Source organism: Kitasatospora sp. NPDC001159 (genome assembly GCF_053598235.1).
The window spans coordinates 1-20,794 of sequence record NZ_JBSFJV010000117.1 but is presented as its reverse complement, the minus strand read 5'-3'; the positions used below and the strand labels follow the sequence as shown (position 1 = coordinate 20,794).

Sequence of the window (20,794 nt, the reverse complement as noted above, 5' to 3'; positions counted from 1 at the left end):
CCGAACCCCACACAGGCCCCGCCGAGGCCGCCGCGACCGATCCGTCGGTGACGGGAGCGGAGCCGCTTGCTCGTTACTGACCCACGCTCCTAGTCCAGGTCGGCCTGCCACAGGTCGGGGCCGAAGACCTCGTACTGGATGTCACGCGGGGCGACCCCGCGGTCGATCAGGCTGCTGCGCACGGCCTGCATGAACGGCAACGGCCCGCACAAGTAGTACAGGGAGTCCTCGGGCAGGTCGACCACGGTGGGGTCCATCAGCCCGTGGAAGACCCCGTCCACCGGCTCATGGCTCTGCGCGCCCTTCTCGAACCACAGGTACATCCGTGCGTTCTTCAGGGCCAGGATGTCGCCCACCACCTGGCGGCGCAGCGGGAATGACGCGTCGTCGACGTCGGCGTGGAGCAGGGTGACCGGCAACCCGGACTCGGCCGCGACCAGGTGCGAGAGCATGCCCGCCATCGGGGCGATCCCGATGCCCGCGCTGGCGAACACCACCGGGCGCCCCGCGTCGTCCAGCACCACGTCACCGTAGGGCAGCGACAGCGTCAGAGTGTCGCCGATCTTCACCGAGTCGTGCAGCAGCGTCGACATCTCGCCATCGGGATCGTCGCCCTCGCCGCGCACCCGCTTGACCGAGAACTGGCGGTGCTCCCCGTCGTCGGCCCGGGTCAGGCTGTACTGGCGCGGCTGGAGCTTCCCGTCGGGCATCCGCATCCGCACGGTGACGTACTGGCCGGGCAGCGAGGTCTTCACCAGACGGTCGTCGATCCGCTTGACCACGAAGGTCACCACGTCGTCGGTCTCCCTGACCTTCCGGATCACCTGCCAGTCCCGCCAGACCGTCTCCGGCCGAACGCCGCGGGCGCTGTACAGGCCGCGCTCCTGGTTGATCAGGGCGTTGGCCATCAGCCAGTAGACCTCGTCCCAGGCCGCGGCGACCTCCGGGGTGACCGCGTCGCCCAGCACGTCGACGATCGCCCACATCAGGTTGTCGTGCACGACGCCGTACTGGTCGGGGCGGATCCCGAGCGAGGCGTGCTTGTGCGCGATCCGGCGGAGCAGCTGCTCCGGCACCCGTTCCGGCGTCTCCACCAGCGTCGTGGCGAACGAGGCCACCGAGCCGGCCAGTGCCTGCTGCTGGTGGCCGTGAACCTGGTTGCCGCGGTTGAAGACGCCGTCCAGGAGCTCGGGATGCTCGCTGAACATGTGGGTGTAGAAGCGCTTGGCGATCTCGCCGATGTGCTCGGCGACGACTGGCAGCGTGGCGGTGATGACGGGCCGGGATTTGTCCGAAAGCACGGGACACTCCTGTGGGAAACGAGCGGTGGGGCGTGGTTTGTGGACGCGGGTGCCAGGCGGTCGCCGCCCCACCCGGGCTCCTTGGCCACGCTGCCTGTACCGGGTCCCGGGGGCACGCCCCCGTGGCCATTCGGGGGACGGGCAGGGCGGGGCCCGGGGCCGGCCGTCGCGGCGGCGTCCATCGTGGCGGCCGGGGCGGGCAGCTCGCGTTCCGGTTCGCCGAGCACCGTGCGGTGCCTGCCCTCCGCCTGCCCGGGCCGCGAGCTGTGGCGGATCGGCCCAGGACCGACACCGCTGAGCCCGTGTCAGCCTGCGAACTCGTGCACGCCCCACCAGCCGCTGGAGTCGTGGTAGAGGCCGACGCCGATCTGTGTGTAGCGAGGGTTGATCTGAGCGGCGTGGTGTCCCGGGGATTCGGTCCACATCTTCTGGAACTGCTCGGCGGCTTGTTCCCCGGTGAGCGAGGCGTCACCCCACATCACGATGCACTCTCCGGTCAGCGTCCGGCTGCCGGTGAGGCTGGGCCCGGCACCGGAGGCGTTCTCCGAGTGGGCGAACCCGGTCTCGCGCATGTGGCGGGCCCAGTTGGCGGCGAACTCCGTCAGGTCGTCCTTGACGACGAGGGCCGGGACACCGTTGCGGGCACGCTCCTCGTTTATCAGCTTCAACGAGAGCGCCTCGGCGCTGCCCGCGGTCCGGCCCGACCCGGTGGTGTCGGGGTTCGCCGGGGCCGGGGCGGATGTCGTGCGACCGGGGTTCGCCGGGGTCCCGCCCGACGCCGCGCTGTCCGCGTTCGGCTGGGCCTTGGCCGGCGCCCCGGTCGAAGTCCGGGTCTGGGCCTGGGTCCGGTTCTGGCCCGGGGGTTGGGTCGAGGTCTTCGCCGTGGCCGGGCTGGAGGGGTCCTTGGTGCCCGCCGGGGCGGTCGGTGCGGGCGGGGCCGGAGGCGGCGTTGTCTCCCGGCCGGTCGCGGAGGCGGACGCCGACGGGGAGGAGACGGCCGCGGACGGCGAGGAGTCGACGCCGGTCACTGCCGCCTTCGCCGGGGCGGCACCCGCCGTGTCCGTGACGGACCCGTCGTTCTGCGGACCGCACGCGCTCAGCGCGGCGCCTATGACACCGGCGGCCAAGACCGCGGCGATCATCTGCCTTGGACGAACAGACTGCATGAAACAGGCTCCCTGGGTTCTCCTGGCCGCTCGGAGCGACTACGCGGGCCGTACACCACGCGCGCCACCCCGACCGGCCGACGCCTCTTACGCCGACATCACAGGAGACCGGCAGGCCCGGCGGAGATAACACCTACTGAGGAGATCGTGATCTTCGCCACCCGGATGCCCTCCCATCCGCTCCCACCTTCGGGCCGGACCGGCGGCGGGGCCGGTGCGGACGCGGCGAGGCGACGGCCGGCCGAGTTCGGCCTCACCCGCCTCGCCTGGCAGGTACTCAACGTCGATCGTGAGGATCCCCCGGTGGGCGGGAGGTGCTGATCAGCAGGTCAGGGTGGGTAACGGCATTAGGAATCAGCGAGACGGGTCACCTGGTGCTGCTGGCAACCAAGATCCAGTGAGAACGCGCAGCCTTAATCGAGACGGGACAGCGGCCCGGCAACCGCAGGGCGGGACAAGTGTCCCGTGTCACGGAAACTTGTCGTTCTCAGGGAAGTTGGCCTCTCATCTCGTCCGGGCCTCGATGGTGCGTGTAGATCGATGCCCGGTGGGCCGACGCGAATCGCTTGCACCGGACCACCATGGCTTCCTCGGCGCGGCGGGCCATCCGGGCCTCCCCGGCCTCAGGATGGCAGACAGGCCGTCATGCCTCGTTGGGCGCCACCCCAGTCTTCCGGGGGACCTCCGCGCCGGCGGACTCGGCAGCGCGGCGACGGCGGTAGTAGTGCACGGTGAGGATGCCGAGCAGCGGCCCCCAGGCGGCCAGCGGCCAGTACGCACCGTAGAAGACGACGTCCTGCCAGCCATGGGTGTTGGCACCGGGGTTGATGCCGCCATCGACCCTGCGACCGAAACTGATCATGGTCATCGAGTACGGCCAGAGCAGGGTGTTGAACGTCGCGCCGAGGCCGGCCGGGATGACCGCGGCGAGGATCGGCACCCGGCGGCCGCGCAACCACGGGATCCACCGGGGCCACACCTCGCCCCACACGCACACCAGACCGACCGCCAGGAACGCCAGGGCCTCACTGGCCGCGCTCAGCCCGATGACGTACCACCACTCGCCGCCGAACCAGTCCGGCGGCGGGCGGCCGTCGCTCGGGGCCTCCATCAGCGGGATCCGGAAGTCGACGCTCAGAACCCGCCAGAGCCCGGCGGGCAGCACGGTCAGCGAGATCGCGTAGGCGACCCGCACCGCCCAACGGGGCACTCCCGCCGCTGTCCGGCCGTGCAGCCGTGCCAGAAATGTGCGATCGGTCATGGGGTCCTCCTGGTCCAGACGCCCGGTCGGCGCGGACGGTCTCTTCGTCTGCCCGGTCCCGTGGGTGCACCTTGCTGAATCGAAGATCGCGGAGAGCGCCGGAGCGGCACATCCGCCCTGGGCACGGAACGGCTCACCCTCGCGGGGGATGCCGGTGCTTGAGGAGTATGAGGAGTTCACCCGGCTGCGCCCGCAGGCGCCACCGGACGTCGCCGGGAACGCGGCGACTTCGGGGGCGGCATCCGCAGCATCGTCGTCCAGACCTCGCTGTGATGCGCGAGCAGGGGATGATCATCGGACAACAGAGCCATGCGCGGCCAACGAACTCACTCGGCCGCCCACCTGGCCGAGGCCTACGGTGCGAGCGTGTCCAAGCAGATCATCTCCACCAGCACCGACAAGGTGATCGACGGGATGGCCGAGTGGCAGAACCGCCCGCTGGACCCGGCTTCAACCTACCGGTGGTTGCGAACCGTTCCAATTACGTAAGTGATCAGGAGTGGGGGGCTCCCCCCGAGGTGTGGACACCAGTGCTCTGCGGCGAGTGCCAGCGTAACTGATCGTTGTTCGAACTCGATCGGGCTGAGGTAGGTCAGCGCGGAGTGCCTCCCGCGGGTGTTGTAGCGGGTGATCCAGCGGAAGACCGCCAGGCGGGCGGCACGGGCTCCGGGCCACCGCTTCGCGCCTTGGAAGCTCTCCCGTTTCAGCGTGGCGTTGAACGCCTCGACGGCGGCGTTCTCCGCGCTCGTGCCAACCGCGCCGTGACTCCTGGTGACGCCCAACTCCCGGCAGATGTGGGCGAATTCCCTGGACAGGTACTGCCCAGGGACCCGTTGTCGCTGTGGAAGATCGCGCCGTCCAAGCTTCCGCCCCGGGCGACGGCCGCCGCCTTGAGCGCGTCCGTCACCGGCTCGGTCCGCGTGTGATCTGCGATCGACCAGTCCGCCAGGCGCTTGGAACGCAGGTCCAACGCCGTTGCCAAGTAGAGGAATTGTCCGTCACCGATCGGGAGACAGGTGACGTCCCCGTCAAAGTTGTCTCCGGTGTCAGTCCTGCTGTGGCGCGACGGTCAGTTGACTCGATGCGCGGGCCAGCAGGTCGATCAGCAGAGTGCGTTCCTCGGGGCTGAAGCCGTCGGCGATCCGCCGCTCGATGGCGACGGCCTTGGTGTCGGCCCGTGCGAGCAGTCGGCGTCCCTCGTCGGTCAGGCGCACCTCGGCCACCTTGCGATGCCAGGGATGCGGCTGGCGGACGACCAGCCCCTTCGCTTCCAGGTTGGCGAGCACGGTGGCGATGGTCTGTGGGGTGACCAGGCAGGCGCGGGCGAGCGCGGCGGCGGAGAGCCCCGGCTGGTCGTCGAGCGTGTACAGCGCGACGTACTGCGGAACCGTGAGCCCGAGCGGCCGGAGCGCCGCGTGCTTGGCCGCCATCAGCTCCTGTTCCACCCGCTTGATGTGCAGCCCGAGGCGTTCCGTGACCGGCATCTCCATGGGGGTGATCGTACGCCACCGGCTCGAACCCTGGCCTATGGCAGAGCTCTGGTACATGGCAGAACTCTGCTATCTTGGGATGTGCTGTTCGGCCACTCACTCATGGAGGCACTCCTTGGCCAGCTGTGAACCGCTTGATCACGTCATCGCCGGGTCCGGCCCGGGCCTGGTCCTGATCCACGGCACCGGCGCTGACGCGACCTCGAACTGGGGAGCCCTCATCGACGTGATGCGCGACCGCTACACCGTCGTCGCCTTGAACCTGCCCGGCGCCGGCGCCACCCCCGTCGACCCCGCACCGATCGACCTGGACGCACTCGCCGACCGGGTCGTCGCCACTACCCAGGCCGTCGGGCTGGAACGGTTCCACCTGGTCGGTCACTCGGTGGGTTCCGTCGTCGCCACGGCCGTGGCCGCCCGCCACCCTGCTGCCGTGGCCTCGCTCGTCCTGCACGCGGGATGGGTCAGGACGAGCCCGCGCGAGGCGTTCATGTTCGACCTGTGGGCGCGCCTGCTGTCTACCGACCCGGCCCTACTGGCCCGCCAGTTGATCCTCACCGCGATGGGGCCCGGTCTCCTGGACGCCCTCGACGGCGCGCAGTTCGCTGAAATGGCCGCAGGTTTCACGGCCATGCTCGATGAGCGCGTCCTCGGGCAGATAGAACTCGATACCCGAATCGACCTGCGTGACGCGGTGGGCCGGGTCACCGCGCCGACACTCGTGCTGGCGAGCGCCGACGATCAGATCATCCCGCCCCACCACCAACGCGAACTGGCCGCCGCCATCCACCAGGCCGACTACCTCCAGGTCCCAGGCGGCCACGGCCTGCCGTTCGAGGAGCCGGCGCGGTTCTTCTCGATCATCACCGAGTACGTGGACAAGCGCCAGGCGCAGGGCCAGGCCTGAGGGCCCGCAGGGCGTCCGCCATGCCGTGCTTGGCGGCCAGGCGGCACCGACACCGGCGAGCGCCACCCGCGACTGAAGCGCTTCCACGTCACCGTCCTGGAACCGTTCATCCCGGTGACCGCCGAGGAGGCCCTCGCCCACCACGCCGCCGCCATCCAGGCCAGCTGACCCGCCCGGCCCCGGGCGCCGGCAGCGCAGCGAGCCGGCCAAGGACCGGTGGGCGCCGCGACGGGCAGCACGCCCGTCCCCGGCGGTCCGGTTCGGCCTGGGTCAGGCCTCCTGGCCGGTGGCGGCCAGGACGATCTCGCGGATGGTGACGTTCTGCGGCTGCCCGTAGGCGTAGGCGATGGCCTCGGCCACGACCTGCGGGGCCAGCGCGCCGCCCGCGGACTCCTTCCACGCCTCGTAGTCGCTCTTGATCCGTTCGTCGCTGGTGTGCGAGAGCAGTTCCGTCTCCACCGCGCCCGGGGCGATGGTCACCACCCGAACACCGGTCGAGGCGACCTCCTCACGCAGGTTCTCCGACAGGGCGTGTACGGCGAACTTCGTGGCGACGTACGCGGCGTGGTTGGGGAAGGTCTTGCGGCCCGCGATCGAGCTGACGTTGATGACCGTGCCGGTCCCGCGGGCGAGCATGCCGGGCAGCACCGCGCGGGTGCCGTACAGCACGCCCTTGACATTGAGGTCGATCATCCGGTCCCACTCGTCGACCGGCTGGTCGGCGATGCGGCCCAGCAGCATCACCCCCGCGTTGTTGACGATCGCGTCGGCCGGGCCGAACCGCTCCTCCGCCTCGCGCACGGCCTCCTCGACCGCGCGGCGGTCGGTGACGTCCACCATGCGGCACAGCGTGTGCGGCAGGCCGAGTTCCTCCAGCTTCTCCAGCCTGCGGGCGAGCAACAGCAGCGGATGACCCTGCGCGGACAGTAGGCGCGCGGTGGTGGCGCCGATGCCGGAGCTGGCTCCGGTGATGACGATCAGGGGCTTGGCCATGAGGGGAACCTCCGAGGCGACGTGCGGTGTCGCATTCCAGGAGATCACCGCCCCGGGCCCGCGCATGCCGGTACGGGGGCCCGGGGCCACCGGGGGTCCGGCAGACCCCCTCTCACGTGGCCCGCGGCTCCATGCGCCGCCCTAGCCTGAAGGAATGAGCACGTCAGTGGAGCGCGGACCCAATCTGGAGCTGCGGGACTTCCTGCGCTCCCGAAGGGCGCGGATCAGCCCCGACGAGGCGGGCCTGGGCCCGCAGGCCGGCCGGCGGCGGGTACCCGGCCTGCGCCGCGAGGAGGTTGCCCAACTGGCCGGAGTCAGTGTCGACTACTACGTACGCCTGGAACGCGGCCGCACCCCGAACGCCTCCACCGCTGTCCTGGACGCAGTGGCCCGCGCACTTCGGCTCGACCCCGCCGAGCGCGCCCACCTGTTCGACCTGGCCAAACCCAGGCCAGGCTCCGGCCGCCGACGCCCCGTGCCGCCTCAGCGGGTACGGCCCGGGCTGCTGCGGATCCTGGACGCGCTGACCGGCACCCCGGCGATGATCCTCGGACACCGACTGGACGTCCTCGCCGCCAACCCCCTCGCGAAAGCCCTCTACACCGACTTCGACGCCCTGCCCCACCGCGACCGCAACCTCGCCCGCTTCATCTTCCTCGACCCCACCGCCCACGACCTCCTCGCCGACTGGGAGACCGCCGCCCGCGGCACCGCGGCCGCCCTGCGCCTCTACGCCGGCCGTCACCCGCACGATCCGCGTCTGAACGAACTCGTCGGCGAACTCTCCGTGTGGGACGAGGACTTCCGCCAGTGGTGGGCCGACCACGATGTCCTGCAGTACACCCACGGCATCAAGCTCTACCGCCACCCCCTCGTCGGTGAGCTTACCCTCGCCTATGAGTCCCTCGCCCTTCCCGACGACCCCGACCAGGTCCTCTACCTCTACACCGCCGAACCCGACAGCCCCTCCGACCACGCCTTGCGCCTGCTCGCCGACTGGTCCGCCCCGCACGGTTTGGCCAGTGATCGCGCGTAGTCGTCGGATCCGTCCAGCTCCTGGTCGCTTTCCCCGCTCCAGGTGCCGAACGGACCGCCCGGGCGCAGGCTCAGCTCAGCCGGCGCCCGGGCGGTCCGGAGGTTCGCGTCGCGCGGTCAGACGGTGACCCGTTCGGTCCGTTCCGCCTGGAGGCCGGCGGGCTGTTCGGCGGTGGCGGAGGTGTTCTCCCGAGGTGCGGGGAGCACGGCCGTGCACGCCGGAGAGCACGATGGTCGCCGCCCAGGCGAGCCCGTACCTGCCGACGGGATTGTCGGAGAGCGGGCCGGCGAACCAGTCGCACTTGGTGAAGGCGAGCCCGATCAGCAGCGCGAGCACCCAGGACACCATCGCCTGCCAGCAGAAGCCGCCCGCGTACCAGTACCGGCTGCTCCACTTGCCCCGACCGTCGCGCGGGACCGGGCAGGCGGCGGCGTCCGCCGGACAGTGACTGTGGGTGCACACCACTCGCCGAGACCTGCCGGAGCCCCGGCCCTGCCACTGAACCGGCCGGACCGCCGAAAATAGCCGACCGGAGAATTCGGGAAAAGGGGGTGGAATCGCAGCCGTGCAATCTCATCAATCCACGTCAGAAATACCGTGGGAGGGCCGGTGTTCGGATCGGAGAACCACCCTGCGCCCGGCGTCGGACGGCCTGTGTCGGCGGCCTGCTGTGCCGTGGCGGGCGCGCGCGGATCGCTGCCTCTCCTGGCGGCGGTCGGCCGGGCTGCCGGGTTGTCGCGCCGCCTGTCGCGTTCCTGCTGTCGCGAGCGGCGCTGTCGCGTGGTGTGATGTGCGGGGATGGGCTGGATCCCCGTGTGTGGCCTGGGCGTGACAGGACCGTCTGACAGCCTCCCGTGCTGAGGCCGGCGGCAGCCTCCCCGCGCTGCACCCGGCGCAGGAGGCTGCTGTGTGCCCTGGCCACCTGCTCGACCGCCGGCCGGCCTCGCCGGCGGTCAGCTGGCGTTCACCGCACGGGCACGGACTTGAGACGGGGTCGGCTGATGTCGGCGACCTTGCCGCGCTGCTCGGCCCTGCGGGCTTCCTCCAGCCAGTGGCGGCGCATGATGCGCACGATCACGATGGTCTCCCATCTGTGAGTGGCGCTCCTGTCGGAGTGGTTGGAGCGCCGCCCCATCCCATCGCTCTTTGCGGTCGCTGGGCGGATCTGGAGGTCGCTGCGCGGCTGCTCGACGTGTTCTGCGAAGGAGCGCCGTTGCGGGGGCGGTGAGCCAGCAGGCCATGTTGGCGGTGGCGTTCCTCCTGCCTCGCTACCGGGCGGCGCCTGAGCCGCTGCCAGCGGTCTGCCAGCGGGGTGCGGAACTGTCGGACGCGGCTCGCTGTTCTACAACCCCGGTGGCTCAGCCGTGCCCGGCACCGTGGAGCCGCCGAACCCGCATCGTCATCGCCTCCGCCCTCCCAACCCTCCTGGTCGTCCCGGTCGCCTACGGGTGTCCTGGGCCTTTCTGGCCGCCGTGCTGTCCGTCCTGGTCATCCAGGACGCGCCGGCCTTCGTCCGTCTGGGCCGTACGGAGTCCGGGAGTCGGCAGCCACATCGGCCGTGGCCCTGGGCCGATCCGTTACCGCGACATCGAGGCGTGGCGGTTCGGCGCCGCCGCAATCCGGGCCGGGGGCGGGGCCGGACCAGAGGGATCTTGCCGTAGCGACCCCGGGCAGCGTCCGCGCTGAGGCCCAACGGTCCGCCGCTGTCCGTCCAGGTGGCGCCGGCCTCACATGAACAAAGCCAGCGCCGCCGTCCTCACATCCGACTTCGGGGCCGGAGGCGTCCCGCCGTTTGAGTACGAGCGTGACCCGATCCGCCGTCTCCTGTGCCTGACCGCCCCGTGCCGTCGTCCTGTCACCTGTCGGACCGTCCGGGCGTTCACCCGTTCCATCCGCGGCACGGGCCCGGTTCGCGTGGCCCGGCGCTCTTCGTTCGGTCAGTGCTTCGCGGTCGCCGGCGGACTGCCCGTATAGGCCTGTGCGCAGAACGGCCAGTCGGAGAAATCGGGATGGAGCAGATAGAGCCGGTACGCCGTGGAAATGTTCCATTCCGGGTCGAGCGCCTGACGCGAAGAGCCATCGAATTGATGAATCCGGCCGTCCACGATCTGGAAGACACCCCAATTCCGTGAGCCGTCCGGGTTCGGCAGCACATAGAGCGGATCGAGTCCGGACTGGCAGCGGGCGACGGCCACCGCCTCGTCCGCCCCGGTGGTGAAGACCTGGCGGATGCGCTGCTCGACCTGGGCCGGCGTCCAGCTGGTCATCGAAGCCTTGTGCGCGTACAGGGCCATGACCGTCGCCCGGTCGACCACGCCGGTGGCCGGCAGCCCGGCCAGCACCTGGAAGGCCGTCGCCCGGCGGAGGGTCTCGGGTCCGAAGTCACCGTCGATGCTCAGCGTGGTGCCGGTCGCGGTCAGCAGCTTCTGCACCTCCAGCACGCAGCCGTCGTGCTCTCCCATGTTCACCACCGGTTGGCAGGCGGGCGATAGCAGGGTCCCGCCGTCCGCGGCGGACTGCCCGGCGCCCCGGCCGGGGGTCGGTCCCCGGCCCGGAAAGCCAGGGAGGATCAGTGAGAGCACGCCCAGCAGGAGCGACAGGACGGCTCCCGCCAGGCCGATCCAGGTACGTCGCCCCAGCCGCGAGCGAGCCGGGGGCGCCCCGGGCTGGTCCACCGGGCCCGCACCCGCCTGCCGCTCAGCGGGAATCGCGGGCGGCGGTTGCGGCTCACCGGCCCTGTTCGCGCCCTGCGGACGCACGCCTGAAGGTTCGGACGGATCCTCCGGATCGGCCAGGACACCGTCACGGCGGTTCCAGGCCCGCGCCGCCGCCCGCCACGGCTCGTCCAGATGGTCCGCGTCCGCCAGGACCAGTGCGCACAGCGCTCGCACCGCCTGTTGAGGCGGCAGCTTCTTGCCGTTGAGGTAGCGCTCCCAGGACGACTTGCTGTACGCCGTCCGCCCCGCCAGCGCCACCAGGCTCAGACCGCTGCGCTCCTTCAGCTCCCTCATGCCCTCCACGAGAAGCCGGGTCTCAGGCTCCAGGCCGCGCGGTAACGGTGTCCTCGACGACACGGCTTTGCACACCCCCGATTCGGTTCGGGACATCCCAGCAGGTCAGGCCCTGGGACGTCCCACGATTTCCCACCTGCCGCCATTCTCTTCCACCGTCCGATGCCGTGGGGGCAGATTGGTGGCATCCCAGCCGGAAGCGACTTGCGGGCCGCCGAACAGGATGAAGGGGAATCATGCCGTCCGCCTCTGAAAACGGCTCTGCCGTGGGCGCGGTCGTCGTGACCGACAGTCGTGCGGTCCCGGGCGCGCCCGTTCCGACCCCCACCGTGGTGCCCATCGCACCGCGGTGACCCGGGCGGAGCAGGCGCCGGGAGTCACATCCGCCCCGCCGGGCGAACCGGCCGGGCGTCACGTTCCGCACGCCGGACTTCCGGCGTGCGGCCATTCACGAGGGGAACAACCGTGCTCAAGCGCATCATCAGCGGCGTTGCCGTGCTCGGTCTCGCGCTCGGCGGGGCGGTCGCCACCGCCTCCACCGCCTCGGCGCAGACCGGGACGGGCTGCAACTACACCAACTCCGAGCCCACCCTGTCGGAGTGGAGCAGCAACGCCGTCGCGGTCCAGCAGCTCCAGTGCGAGCTGAACCGTTCGCTCAGCCCGGCCAGCCACACCCCGCTGACCGTCGACGGCTCCTTCGGCCCGAACACGCTGAACGCCGTCAAGACCTTCCAGGGCTGTGCCGGCGACGGCGTGGACGGGGTCGTCGGCCCGCAGACCTGGGCCTCGCTCGACTCCTGGGCATACTCGCCGAACTACGTCTGCTGACCTGTAATGACACGTGCCCGGCCCGCATCTCGCGGGCCGGGCACACCTCCGTCACCACCCGGGCGTGACGGGTTGTGACAGCAGGGTCCGCAGGCACTCGACCGGGAGGGCAGCCGGTTTGGGCGCCGAGAGGTGCAGCACCTCGTAGCGTTGCGAGGCGCCGCCGCCGTGCGGCTCGTGCGCACCGGCGCACTGCTCAGGCCGCGGCGAGCAGGCCGACGAACGGCATTTTCTGGCACAGCCGCCCCTGCATCGGCTCCGTGGCCGGTCCCACACCGGCACGAAGATCCGCGGGCCGCCTTCGTAATCGGTCGCCCAGGCATCCGCAAACGGGCTTACACGCCCCAGCTTGTCGGGGTTGATCGCGGTACGGATCGTCTGGATCTGTCCGTCGAGCACATCGAGCGCCAGGGGGGGTGAAGCACCCTGCCCTGTCTGACGCATCATCATGGATCTGGAGAACCTTCTGTGAGTACCCTCTTCCCCGCCCGGCGCCGGTTGTCGCTGGGCCTGGCCCTGGCGGCCGTCCTGACGGGCGTCGGCGCGTACACCGCCGCGGCCGCACCCGCCGCGGCCGCGCCGACCCCGATACCCCTGACCTCCTCGGCCTGCCCGGCCGACCTCCAGCAGGGTGAGGCCGACGGCTGCGTCACCCAGCTCCAGCTGGAGCTGAACCTGACCGGTGCCCAGATCGCCGTGGACGGGCAGTTCGGGCCGGCCACCGACACGGCCGTGCGCAACTTCCAGGCCTCGCACGGCCTGAGCGTCGACGGCATCGTGGGTCCGGCCACCAAGTCGGCGCTCGACGCGGCGGCGGCCGCTGCCTCCGGCACCGTCGATCTGCGCACCCAGTGCGGTGACCTGCAGACCGGTGCCAGCGGGGCGTGCGTCTCGACCCTGCAGACGATGCTGAACACGTTCAGCGCGGGCCGCCTCACCGTGGACGGGCAGTTCGGGCCGGCCACCGACACGGCCGTGCGCAACTTCCAGGCCTCGCACGCCCTGACCATCGACGGGGTCGTCGGCGCGGGCACCAAGAACGCCCTCTACACCAGCACCCCCACCCCGCTGCCCAGCGGCGCCATCGACCCCGCCAAGGTCCTCAACGCGGCGAAGTCCTACCTGGGCGTCCCCTACGTGTGGGGCGGCGGCCACTCGCTGCGCGGTGAGGGCCCGGGCCCCTCGCTCGGCACCTGCGACGGCTACAACGGATCGACCCAGCCCTGCCCGGCCGACACTACCGTCGGCCTGGACTGCTCGGGCCTGGTCCGCGCGGCCTACTGGTTCGGCGCCGGCATCGACCTCGCCAACGGCGGCGACACCAACCAGCAGACCCGGGACAGCCACCTCACCTCCATCGCGGAGTCTCAGCGCCAGCCCGGCGACGTCGAGTACTTCGGAACGGACCCGCACACCACCGTGCATGTCGTGCTCTACGCCGGCACCGACCCCACCACCGGCGCGGACATGATGTACGAGGCCAAGGACACGGGCACCAACGTCCACTACGTCACCCTGCACACCGGCGGCTACTGGTACCACGTCACGGCCTGACCGTTCGGGCGTCGCGCCGGTGACGGCAGCCGTCACCCGCGCGACGCCCGACACCATCCGCCCGGGGGCTGTTCGCGCAGGCATTGTCGCCGCCGTGGCCCCAGTAGACGCCGCCGCACGACAGTGGCCTGCTGATGAGCCCCAGCCCGTAGCCGGCGCCGCTGTCCCCGACGGGAACGGCGGGTGCTGATCCGTCCGCCCGTCGACTGCTGAGGGTGCCGTTGCCGGATCCCGCGGCCGGCCGCCGGTTCGCGAGCCCACTCGGTACCGGGGCGGCCGCTACGACGCCGACCCCGGGTGTGTCCAGTGGCAGGCGCCGCCTGCGCCCAGGCGGCCTCGCCGCCCAGACGCCCGCCTGACCAGCGCGCCGGGCCCAGGTCCACGGGTGCCAGCCCCGGCGCCCGACTGGAGCTGAGGCCGACCGGGCCCGCGGCCCGCCGAGAAGCGCTCTCCGCGCCACCGCCGACCGCAACGTTCTACTCACGCCCCGGACCTCGCACAGGATTCCGTGGCATCACCGTGAGGATCCACACGCTGCCCAATGACGGGCCAAGGTTTCAGATGACCGACATGGCGGCCCCTCCGTCGAGCCGGTCAACAAGGATCATCGTTACATCGTCCGCCAAATGGCCTTCGGTGTGGCGGATCAATGCCTGGTGCAGTTGTTCAAGGAACTCCTGAGGGGTGGTGTTGAAGCTGATCGACTCCATGGTCTCCGGCAGAGGGAAGAAGCCGTTGCCAGGGTCGCGGGCTTCGCTCACGCCGTCGGTGTAGAGAAGTAGACGGTCGCCCGGTGTGAACGGATAGCCCTCTGGCGTCTCGGGAGGGCCGGTGACCAGGTCCTCCAGGCCCAGGGGTGGACGCGGCGAGGTGGGCATCAAAGCCTGAGTTCGGCCCTCGTGGAGTACCAGCGGGGGCGGATGGCCGTGGTTGACCAGCTGCACTACGGGTTCGTCGTTCGGCACCTGGGCGATGAGCGCGGTGGTGAATCCCTCCATCAGGGTTTCTTCGGGGAAGGCGCCCGGCACGGCGGCCTCCCGGCGCAGCGCCGCCGCGCAGTGATTCATGACCCCCACGAGGTCGTCCTCATAGTGCACGACCACCCGGAACGCGCCCAGCGCCACCGCGACCGCGCGCATGGCATTGAGCCCCTTGCCGCGGACGTCCCCCACGATCATCCGGACGCCGTACCGCGTCTGCACGGCCTCGTACAGATCACCGCCGACCTGCGCCCCGGTCCCGGCCGCGAGGCACAGGCTGGCCGCCCGCACCGGGCCCAGGCGCTCGGGGACTGGTCGCAGAATGACCTCCTGCGCGCACACGGCGATCCGGCGGATTTGGTCGAACTCGCTCCTCCTGTAGGCACGTACGACGCTACTTGTGCTGAAACCGGCTACGGAGACCAGAGCCAGAGCGAGGAAGTTGGTATAGACCTGCAGGGTTCCCCATGCCTGGTTGTAGGTGGCCGTGGTCACGCTCACCGCCAGTGCGAGAGCCACCGCCAGGGCGGTGCGCTTGGGGTCCATCGTTACCGCCGCCAGCGCCGGCACCGCAGTGAGAAAGGGGCCGGTATAGATGAAGTGGGCAGGGGTGAGCTCGATGATCAGCACGGCCAGCGCGATGACGAACGGCACGCACTGCGCCAGTGCGAGCAGGCCCCTGCTTTGACCGCCCGCTCCTGGTCGAGAGGGTGAGCGGAAGAACGACACCATACATTCAGCCTGCCTCGCAGACGCCCTGGTGGCCTCCTAGGGGACCAGACTCCGCCAAGCGCCTGCACCGGCTTCCTGGACGCCTTCGCGCACCTGGGGGACGACACGAATCGAATGAAGGACCTGACCACCTCGGTGGTCGGCTGCTGGTGTCGGAGGCGTGCAACATCGTCCTGACGCCCGTGGTGAACCCGGGTTGTGGGGCGCTGAGCCGGTCCCGGCTCGTGCACGTGCGCCACCATGGCCCCGGCGCGGGTGGCCGGGCAGTCCGCCGACTACCGCGAGTTGTTCCGCACGAGGGTCCGCGGCAACGACCAGGCCCTGGCAACGACCAGGCCCTGCCAGCCGTGCGCGGCCTCATTGCCCGATTCTCCGCCGCCAGCGGGACCGTCCAGCGCGCCGTACGTGAGCTCCAGGCCGAAGGCTGGTCGTCACCGTCCAGGGCGCGGAGACCGGGCACGTCGCTTCGCCCGTACAGCGCACTCTCTGACCATGGGGGGCGATGTCGAGCTGCCGTGCTCGGTGCCCGGGCGGGAGGAGTACGCTCAGTGGCCAAAGAATCACTCGATCGAGTGATGGATGGCTTCCGGCCTCGGACGGTCCGCGTACTGTCAACGAACCGACCGAAAGCCGGCCGGTGCCGATCGGGTCCTCGGGGAGGGGACAGCGTGGGGAGCAACACGGACTGGATGCTGCACGGATCATGCCGTACGGCGGATCCGGACGAACTGTTCGTCGAGGGGGCGGCGCAGAACCGGGCCAAGGCGGTATGCGCCGGGTGTCCGGTGTTGACGGAGTGTCTGGCGGAAGCGCTGGACTCTCGCATCGAACACGGCGTCTGGGGTGGCATGACGGACCGGGAACGCCGTGCGCTGTTGCGTCGGCGCCCCACCGTGATGTCGTGGCGCGGACTGCTGGAGCAGGCTCGGGCTGAGTACGAGCGTCAGGCTGCCGACGGCCGCACGGAGTTGACTCGAACGGGATGACAGCACGCCGCGCGGTCCAGGCAGAAGCCGGACCCGGTCAGCTGGGACGGGGTGTGTGTGCTGATCGCTGTTGGATCCTGTAGGGGGTGATCGGCGTGAAGTTCCGCCCTCCGGGTGGACGCAGGACCGGTTCGGTAGCCGCGTTTCGGCTGGTGCCAGCCGCTCGCGGTGGGGCTGGGCGGGCTGGGGCGCGGCGGCCCCCGGAAAGGCCGTCGGGCCGCCTTCGCGGGGCCTTGTCGCCTTCGTGGGGCTCTGCCGCCTTCCGCGGGGGCCTGTCGCCTTCGCGGGGCCTTGCTGCTGCCGTTCTCCAGTGCGGCGGGTGCGGGCGGGCAGGGATGGCCTGGAGTGTTTCTCGGAGGGCGCCGGGCCCGGCCGGGTCGGCGCAGGTCGGGCCTGAGCGTGGCGAGCTGGTCGAGTTGCTTGTCGGTGAGTTCGGCTGCCGTTGAGGTGTGTTCACGGGAAGCCGGACGGGTTGATCGCGGTGACACGTTGCCGGACATCGTGGTGACGTGGGCCGTGTCGGCCGGTGTCGTGGTCGCCTTGTCTCCTTCGACCTGTTGATCTCGGTGCCTGGGTCCTCGTCCGGATGCCATCTGCGGCCGCTGCCGCACCCGGTGCGACCTGGGCCTCACGGCTGTTCCCAGCGGTGCTTCGCCGGACTTGTGAAGTGCCGCGAGGGCCTCGATCACCCGTGGCACTTTCGCCCGGATACCCCGGTGGGTATTTGACAGTCGCGCTGCGAGCGAGTTACGTTCGAAGCCAAGATACCTCTGGGGGTATATGGAGGACTGGCGTGACCCGTGAGATCGATCTCGACGCCTTCGCTGCGGCCCGGGCCGCGGGCGGCTTCGTTCCGGGCGTGCGTGAGCCGGAGGAGTACCGGGTGGGGCACGTGCCCGGCGCGGTGCCCGTCCCGCTCGCGGAGCCGCCGGCCCGGCTCGATGTCCCGGCGGACCGGCCGGTGTGCGTGATCTGCGCGAGCGGCGACCGCGGCCTGGTCGCCGCCGGCTGGATGTGTGCCCGCGGCATCGGCGCGGGCTCGGTCGTCGGCGGCACCCGCGGCCGGGCCCGGGCCGGGCGGACCCATGTGGTCACCGGCCCGCGTTCACACTGACCCGCCTGTGCGCCGCCCGGCGCGCCTTCGTCCCTCGGTTCGCCTGAAGCCGTGGCCTGTCGTCGACCGGCCGCAACCTCGCCCTACCTGCTTTCATACCCCACCGGGTATATCGGCCCTGTGTGGATCCCTGATCGGAAGGCTGTTCCTGTGTTCTTCGCCCAGTACTACCTCGACTGCCTCTCCCAGGCGTCGTACATGATCGCCGACGAGTCGACCGGCAAGGCGGTGGTCGTCGACCCGCGCCGGGACATCGGCGAGTACGTGGCCGACGCCCAGGCGCACGGTTTCACCGTCGAGGCTGTCATCAACACCCACTTCCACGCCGACTTCATCGCCGGCCATCTGGAGATGGCCGCCCGCACCGGCGCCTGGATCGGATACGGGCAGCGGGCCGAGACCGAGTACCCGATCCGCCACCTCGCCGACGGCGAGCGGATCAATCTCGGCGAGGTGACCCTGCAGATCATGGAGACCCCCGGTCACACCCCGGAGTCGATCAGCGTCCTGGTCTTCGAACACGCCGCCGACGAGGTCCCCTACGGAGTGCTGACCGGAGACGCGCTGTTCATCGGCGACGTCGGCCGCCCCGACCTGCTCGCCTCGGCCGGCGTCACCGCCGAGGAACTCGGCCGGATGCTCTACCACAGTGTCCAGCAAAGGCTGATGGGCCTGCCCGACGAGGTGCGGGTCTTCCCCGCCCACGGAGCGGGCTCGGCCTGCGGCAAGAACCTCTCCACCGAGAAGCAGTCCACCATCGGCGCCCAGCGCGCCACCAACTACGCCTGCCGGCCCATGAGCGAGGACGAGTTCGTCACCGTCGTCACCGCCGGACAGCCCACCGCACCCGGCTACTTCGCCTACGACGCCACCCTCAACCGCCAGGAACGCGACCTGTTCGACCCCACCGCCGCGCCCCGCCCGCTGTCGGCGGAGGAGTTTTGCGCCGAGCGCGCGGCCGGTGCGGTGGTGGTGGATGCCCGCAGCCCGCAGGAGTTCGGCACCGGCCACGTGCGCGGCGCGATCAACATCCCCGCCGACGGCCGCTTCGCCGAACAGGCCGGCACCGTCCTGCCCCCCGACAGCCGCATCCTGGCCATCGTCCCGCAGAACCGCGAGGAGGAGATCACCACCCGCCTCGCCCGCATCGGCTTCGACCACGTGGCCGGCTACCTGCTGGGCCCCGACGACGCCCTCGCCGCCATGCCCGACCAGGTCACCCCGGCCAGCCGCCTGACCGCCGACCAACTGCGCACCGCCCTGGCCGGCGACCAGCCCCCGGTGGTCCTGGACGTCCGCAACTGCTCCGAACGCGCGGGCGGCCACATCGACGGCTCGCTGCACATCGCGCTGGGCGAACTGCCCCACCGCCTGGACGAGATCCCCACCGGCCGCCCCCTGGTCCTGCACTGCGCCGGCGGCCACCGCTCCTCCATCGCCGCCAGCCTGCTGCGCCACCACGGCTTCGAGGACGTCTCCGACATCCTCGGCGGCTACGGCGCCTGGGCACTGCTCACCGAACCCACCAGCGTCTGACCGACCCCCCAGACACCGGGACCCGGCGCGGAGGCCGACCGTCATCAGCCCTCCGCGCCGGCCCCGGCCCCCAATCCAGGTCGCGGCCCCAAGTCGGGTCCTGGCCCCCGAACCAACGGTGTCCGACGCGAGCACCCCCACCGCCCCGCCGGACACCCGCGCCCAACCACACCCCGACATATACCCGGGTGGGTATTCAGCCCGCCCGGAGAACCGACACCGGAGACGACATGACCACCGCCACCCGCACCCCCGCCGGAATCGACGCCGCCGCCCTGAGCGGACTCACCAAGGACGGCAGCGGCCCGCGCCTGCTGGACGTGCGTACTCCCGGCGAGTTCCACACCGTCCACATCCCCGGCGCCTACAACGTGCCCCTGGACACCCTGCGCGAGCACCGCGCCGAGCTGCTCCACCACCTCGACGAGGACACCGTCCTGATCTGCCGCTCCGGCGCCCGCGCCGCCCAGGCCGAGCAGGCCCTCGCCGACGCCGGACTGCCCAACCTGCGCGTCCTACAGGGCGGCATGGTCGCCTGGGAAGCGGCCGGCGGCCCGGTCACCCGCGGAGCGGCCCGCTGGGAACTGGAACGCCAGGTGAGGCTGATCGCCGGTTCGATCGTGCTCGTCTCCGGCCTGGCCGGCCTCGCGGTCCCGGGCCTGCACCTGATCGGCACCGCCGTCGGAGCCGGCCTCACCTTCGCCGCCCTCACCAACACCTGCGCGATGGGCATGCTGCTTGCCAAGCTCCCCTACAACCGCGGCCCGCGCACCGACGTCAACTCGGTGATCGCCGCCCTCCGGAGCCGGCCGTGATCGCTCTCGCCATCGCGGCCTCGCTGCTGATCGGAGTCCTCCTCGGAATCCTGGGCGGCGGCGGATCCATGCTCACCGTCCCGATCCTGGTCTACCTGGCCGGCCAGGACACCAAGCAGGCCATCACCACCTCCCTGTTCGTTGTTGGTGTCACCAGCATCGCCGGCCTGATCTCCCACGCCCGCGCGGGCCGGGTGCGCTGGCGCACCGGGACACTGTTCGGCCTGGCGGGCATGGTCGGCGCCTACGCCGGCGCACGAGTGGCCGCACACATCCCCGACACCGTGCTGCTGATCGCGTTCGCGCTCATGATGCTCGCCACCGCGGCCGCGATGCTCCGCGGCCCCCGCAAGACCACCCAGCAGGCGCACCGCGAACTCCCGCTCCACCGCCTGCTCCTGCAGGGCCTCGTCGTGGGCGCGGTCACCGGCATCCTCGGCGCCGGCGGCGGTTTCCTCATCGTGCCCGCGCTGGCCTTGCTGGCCGGCCTGCCGATAGGCATCGCCATCGGCACCTCGCTCCTGGTCATCGCCATGAACTCCATCGCCGGACTGGCCGGACACATTTGCGGCGCCCACCTCGACTGGCACCTGGCCCTCGCCGCCACCGCCGCCGCCGTCCTCGGCAGCCTCATCGGCGGTCGCTACGCCGGACGCATCCCCCAGCACACCCTGCGCACCGGCTTCGGCTGGTTCGTTGTCGCCATGGGCCTGTTCGTCCTCGGCCGCCAGACCGGCCCGGCCGTCCTGACCGCCGTCCCCGCGATCGCGGCCTGGCCACTGCTCCAGCGCAGGCGCGCACACCGCACCGAAAACCCACCCGCACAAAGGGCGACGGCGCCGACCCCAGAGCCCGCCACCCGCCACTGACCACGCCATATACCCACTGGGGTACCCTGATCAGCAGCCGGCACGAGCCAGGAGGAAACCGGTGAAGGTCGGCGCCACGGATCAGACGATCGCGAGGTGGGTCACCGTTGATCCGCCGTTCCTGACTTCCGCAGTTGGTGGGCATTCGGGAGGGTCGGAAGCGGGGCTTGAGCTGCGGAAACGTCGAGAACGTGACCGTGAGGGCGTGTGCCCAC

Annotated in this window: 17 protein-coding genes and 5 pseudogenes; 11 read left to right on the top strand and 11 right to left on the bottom strand. The window is 71.0% G+C overall.

Features of this window, described 5'->3' with window-relative positions:
- Window positions 1-89: 89 nt before the first annotated feature.
- The 3 genes from ACWC9T_RS35810 to ACWC9T_RS35800 all read right to left on the bottom strand — a co-directional run bounded on the left by ACWC9T_RS35810 (window position 90) and on the right by ACWC9T_RS35800 (window position 3,728).
- On the bottom strand, window positions 90-1,301 hold the full coding sequence (locus ACWC9T_RS35810; RefSeq protein WP_449825228.1) for a globin domain-containing protein: 1,212 nt from the start codon (window positions 1,299-1,301) through the stop codon (window positions 90-92).
- 305 nt (window positions 1,302-1,606) lie between these two features.
- Window positions 1,607-2,467: a CAP domain-containing protein gene (locus tag ACWC9T_RS35805; RefSeq protein ID WP_449825227.1), complete on the bottom strand. Its 861-nt coding sequence runs from the start codon at window positions 2,465-2,467 to the stop codon at window positions 1,607-1,609.
- A gap of 643 nt (window positions 2,468-3,110) precedes the next feature.
- Window positions 3,111-3,728 (bottom strand): hypothetical protein, encoded by a 618-nt coding sequence (locus ACWC9T_RS35800; protein WP_449825226.1) that lies wholly within the window; start codon window positions 3,726-3,728, stop codon window positions 3,111-3,113.
- Between the two features lie 336 nt (window positions 3,729-4,064).
- Here ACWC9T_RS35800 and ACWC9T_RS35795 point away from each other — a divergent pair.
- Window positions 4,065-4,172 (top strand): annotated as a pseudogene (locus tag ACWC9T_RS35795) (transposase); the annotation flags it as partial.
- Between the two features lie 92 nt (window positions 4,173-4,264).
- Here the strand turns inward: ACWC9T_RS35795 and ACWC9T_RS35790 are convergent.
- Window positions 4,265-4,755 (bottom strand): annotated as a pseudogene (locus tag ACWC9T_RS35790) (transposase); the annotation flags it as partial.
- A gap of 19 nt (window positions 4,756-4,774) precedes the next feature.
- The gene (locus ACWC9T_RS35785) at window positions 4,775-5,218 is read right to left on the bottom strand and encodes a MarR family winged helix-turn-helix transcriptional regulator (RefSeq protein WP_449825225.1); all 444 of its coding nucleotides are present in this window, start codon (window positions 5,216-5,218) and stop codon (window positions 4,775-4,777) included.
- Between ACWC9T_RS35785 and ACWC9T_RS35780 the strand changes: the two genes are divergently transcribed.
- A complete protein-coding gene (locus tag ACWC9T_RS35780) occupies window positions 5,202-6,125 on the top strand; it encodes an alpha/beta fold hydrolase (RefSeq protein ID WP_449825224.1) in 924 nt (307 codons plus the stop codon). The two genes, ACWC9T_RS35785 and ACWC9T_RS35780, sit on opposite strands and share 17 nt — an antisense overlap.
- Window positions 6,126-6,395: 270 nt before the next feature.
- Here the strand turns inward: ACWC9T_RS35780 and ACWC9T_RS35775 are convergent, their stop codons facing one another.
- A complete protein-coding gene (locus tag ACWC9T_RS35775; protein ID WP_449825223.1) occupies window positions 6,396-7,118 on the bottom strand; it encodes an SDR family oxidoreductase in 723 nt (240 codons plus the stop codon).
- 154 nt (window positions 7,119-7,272) lie between these two features.
- Between ACWC9T_RS35775 and ACWC9T_RS35770 the strand changes: the two genes are divergently transcribed.
- A complete protein-coding gene (locus ACWC9T_RS35770; RefSeq protein ID WP_449825222.1) occupies window positions 7,273-8,154 on the top strand; it encodes a helix-turn-helix transcriptional regulator in 882 nt (293 codons plus the stop codon).
- A 75-nt stretch (window positions 8,155-8,229) separates the two neighbouring features.
- Here ACWC9T_RS35770 and ACWC9T_RS35765 read toward each other — a convergent pair whose 3' ends face one another.
- A complete protein-coding gene (locus tag ACWC9T_RS35765) occupies window positions 8,230-8,616 on the bottom strand; it encodes a hypothetical protein (RefSeq protein ID WP_449825221.1) in 387 nt (128 codons plus the stop codon).
- A gap of 1,475 nt (window positions 8,617-10,091) precedes the next feature.
- Entirely contained in the window at window positions 10,092-11,165 is a 1,074-nt protein-coding gene (locus ACWC9T_RS35760; protein ID WP_449825220.1) for a helix-turn-helix domain-containing protein, read from the bottom strand.
- A gap of 465 nt (window positions 11,166-11,630) precedes the next feature.
- Between ACWC9T_RS35760 and ACWC9T_RS35755 the strand changes: the two genes are divergently transcribed.
- A complete protein-coding gene (locus ACWC9T_RS35755) occupies window positions 11,631-11,993 on the top strand; it encodes a peptidoglycan-binding domain-containing protein (RefSeq protein ID WP_449825219.1) in 363 nt (120 codons plus the stop codon).
- Window positions 11,994-12,293: 300 nt separating this feature from the next.
- Here the strand turns inward: ACWC9T_RS35755 and ACWC9T_RS35750 are convergent.
- Window positions 12,294-12,430 (bottom strand): annotated as a pseudogene (locus ACWC9T_RS35750) (RNA polymerase subunit sigma-24); the annotation flags it as partial.
- A gap of 31 nt (window positions 12,431-12,461) precedes the next feature.
- Between ACWC9T_RS35750 and ACWC9T_RS35745 the strand changes: the two are divergent.
- Window positions 12,462-13,547, top strand: coding sequence for an NlpC/P60 family protein (locus tag ACWC9T_RS35745; RefSeq protein ID WP_449825218.1), 1,086 nt, complete (start codon window positions 12,462-12,464; stop codon window positions 13,545-13,547).
- Window positions 13,548-13,626: 79 nt separating this feature from the next.
- Here the strand turns inward: ACWC9T_RS35745 and ACWC9T_RS35740 are convergent.
- Together ACWC9T_RS35740 and ACWC9T_RS35735 are read right to left on the bottom strand one after the other, a co-directional pair.
- Window positions 13,627-13,725: pseudogene (locus ACWC9T_RS35740) on the bottom strand (serine hydrolase); the annotation flags it as partial.
- Window positions 13,726-14,104: 379 nt separating this feature from the next.
- A complete protein-coding gene (locus ACWC9T_RS35735) occupies window positions 14,105-15,259 on the bottom strand; it encodes a PP2C family protein-serine/threonine phosphatase (RefSeq protein WP_449825217.1) in 1,155 nt (384 codons plus the stop codon).
- 57 nt (window positions 15,260-15,316) lie between these two features.
- Between ACWC9T_RS35735 and ACWC9T_RS35730 the strand changes: the two are divergent.
- The 6 genes and pseudogenes from ACWC9T_RS35730 to ACWC9T_RS35705 all read left to right on the top strand — a co-directional run.
- Window positions 15,317-15,492: pseudogene (locus tag ACWC9T_RS35730) on the top strand (Tn3 family transposase); the annotation flags it as partial.
- Between the two features lie 435 nt (window positions 15,493-15,927).
- A complete protein-coding gene (locus ACWC9T_RS35725; protein WP_449825216.1) occupies window positions 15,928-16,245 on the top strand; it encodes a WhiB family transcriptional regulator in 318 nt (105 codons plus the stop codon).
- Window positions 16,246-17,038: 793 nt separating this feature from the next.
- On the top strand, window positions 17,039-17,359 hold the full coding sequence (locus tag ACWC9T_RS35720; RefSeq protein WP_449825215.1) for a rhodanese-like domain-containing protein: 321 nt from the start codon (window positions 17,039-17,041) through the stop codon (window positions 17,357-17,359).
- Between the two features lie 150 nt (window positions 17,360-17,509).
- Window positions 17,510-18,895 (top strand): MBL fold metallo-hydrolase, encoded by a 1,386-nt coding sequence (locus ACWC9T_RS35715; RefSeq protein ID WP_449825214.1) that lies wholly within the window; start codon window positions 17,510-17,512, stop codon window positions 18,893-18,895.
- 230 nt (window positions 18,896-19,125) lie between these two features.
- Window positions 19,126-19,710: a rhodanese-like domain-containing protein gene (locus ACWC9T_RS35710; RefSeq protein WP_449825213.1), complete on the top strand. Its 585-nt coding sequence runs from the start codon at window positions 19,126-19,128 to the stop codon at window positions 19,708-19,710.
- Window positions 19,707-20,579 (top strand): sulfite exporter TauE/SafE family protein, encoded by an 873-nt coding sequence (locus ACWC9T_RS35705; protein ID WP_449825212.1) that lies wholly within the window; start codon window positions 19,707-19,709, stop codon window positions 20,577-20,579. The genes ACWC9T_RS35710 and ACWC9T_RS35705 overlap by 4 nt, the downstream gene beginning before the upstream one ends.
- Window positions 20,580-20,794: the final 215 nt, after the last annotated feature.